At 40.3% G+C, this 2,095-nt stretch carries 1 protein-coding gene and 1 pseudogene; both read left to right on the plus strand.

From position 1 onward, the window contains the following. Nucleotides 1-72, plus strand: a pseudogene (locus tag A3EO_RS13430) (IS1595 family transposase); the annotation flags it as partial. Nucleotides 73-290: 218 nt separating this feature from the next. After that, nucleotides 291-1,952, plus strand: a complete 1,662-nt coding sequence (glnS, locus tag A3EO_RS0112430) for a glutamine--tRNA ligase (RefSeq protein WP_018347393.1) — start codon at nucleotides 291-293, stop codon at nucleotides 1,950-1,952. The last annotated feature ends 143 nt before the right edge of the window (nucleotides 1,953-2,095 follow it).

A 2,095-nucleotide genomic window follows, 5' to 3' on the forward strand; every position in this document is an offset into this window, starting at 1 on the left:
TGTGAGTTTCGTTTCAACTATGGGACACCATCTCAACAGCTCAAAATCCTGCGGAAATGGTGTCAGATTTAACGCTAATCTACTTCAGCCCCTTATTTTTTACTTGTTGTAATGCCTTTTCGCTTAAAAAGACGAGGGAGGAGAAATAATTCACTTTGCTGAATCGGGCGTAAATATAGAAATGAAAAGTTAGCTTAAAATTAGTGCATTCAGCGCTTCAATTTGGTGTTATGCGTTAAAGCGTGTAAAATGCAAAGATTATTTTGCAGAACATTCAACCTGAGGAAATTATGAGTCATTCAGAAACGACAGAGATAAAACCAACCAATTTTATTCGCCACATTATTGATGAAGATTTAGCGCAAGGAAAACATCAATCCGTTCATACCCGTTTCCCACCGGAACCGAATGGTTATTTGCACATCGGGCACGCAAAATCAATCTGCCTTAATTTCGGCATTGCAGAAGATTATCACGGTCTTTGTAACTTGCGTTTCGATGATACCAATCCGGTGAAAGAAGATGTGAGTTACGTTGATTCAATTAAACGTGATGTTGAGTGGCTCGGTTTTAAATGGGATGGTAAACTGCGTTATGCATCTGATTATTTTGATCAGCTTTATGGTTATGCGATTGAGTTGATTAAAAAAGGCTTGGCATATGTGGATGAGCTTACACCGGAACAGATGCGTGAATATCGCGGCACTTTGACCGAGCCGGGTAAAAACAGCCCTTATCGTGATCGTTCCGTAGAAGAAAATTTAGCATTATTTGAAAAGATGAAAAATGGCGAATTTGCGGAAGGAACAGCTTCGCTACGTGCGAAAATTGATATGGCTTCGCCATTTATGGTAATGCGTGATCCGGTTTTATATCGTATTAAATTTGCCCATCACCATCAAACCGGTGATAAATGGTGCATTTATCCGATGTATGATTTTACGCATTGCATTTCTGATGCGATTGAACGTATCACTCATTCACTTTGTACATTGGAATTCCAAGATAATCGCCGTTTATATGATTGGGTGTTGGAAAATATTTCGATTGAGCGTCCATTGCCGCATCAGTATGAATTTTCTCGTTTAAATTTAGAAGGCACATTGACCTCAAAACGTAAACTGTTGCAGTTGGTTAATGAAGAGATTGTTGACGGTTGGAATGATCCGCGTATGCCGACCATTTCCGGCTTGCGTCGTCGTGGTTATACACCGGAATCTATCCGTGAATTTTGTCGCCGTATTGGTGTGACTAAACAAGATAACGTAGTCGAATACAGTGCATTAGAGGCTTGTATTCGTGAAGATCTTAATGTGAATGCGCCTCGTGCGATGGCGGTGATTAATCCGTTACGCGTGGTGATTGAAAATTTTGAGGGCGAAGAGTTATTAACTGTGCCGAATCATCCGAATCGTGAGGAGTTAGGCACAAGAACGATTGCGCTGACTAAAGAAATTTATATCGATCAGGCGGATTTCAGAGAAGAGGCCAATAAGCATTATAAACGTTTAGTGCTGGGCAAAGAGGTGCGTTTGCGTAATGCTTACGTGATTAAAGCAGAACGGGTGGAAAAAGATGCGGAAGGTAACATTGTTACTGTTTATTGCAGCTATGATCCTGAAACATTGGGTAAAAATCCGGAAGGACGTAAAGTTAAAGGCGTGATCCATTGGGTGTCCGCAACGAAAAATCATCCGGCGGAATTCCGTTTGTATGATCGTCTGTTTACCGTTTCCAATCCAAGTGCAGAAGAGGATATTTATCAAGCACTTAATCCACATTCATTGGTAGTGAAACACGGTTTTGTCGAGCAGAACTTAATTGATGCCGAACCGGAAAAAGCATACCAATTTGAGCGCGAAGGTTATTTCTGCGCGGATAGCAAAGACAGCCATAAAGAACATTTAGTCTTCAATTTGACAGTGTCTTTAAAAGAGAGTGTGATTATTTAAAACGCATTTAGAATGAATGAAGAAAGGGGACAGATCACAATCTGTCCCTTCAGACTGCTGACAAACCCATCTTTCCAAAATCATTTGATAAAAGTGGGTTTGTTTTTTTACTTTGTCGCTTTTCTCTTGCTTTTCCTTTCAGA

This window comes from Gallibacterium anatis DSM 16844 = F 149 (assembly GCF_000379785.1).
GTDB classification, from domain to species: Bacteria; Pseudomonadota; Gammaproteobacteria; order Enterobacterales; family Pasteurellaceae; genus Gallibacterium; species Gallibacterium anatis.

Coding starts and splice junctions, on each gene's coding strand:
- glnS (WP_018347393.1), top strand. CDS start 291: ATGAGTCATTCAGAAACGACAGAGATAAAACCAACCAATTTTATTCGC.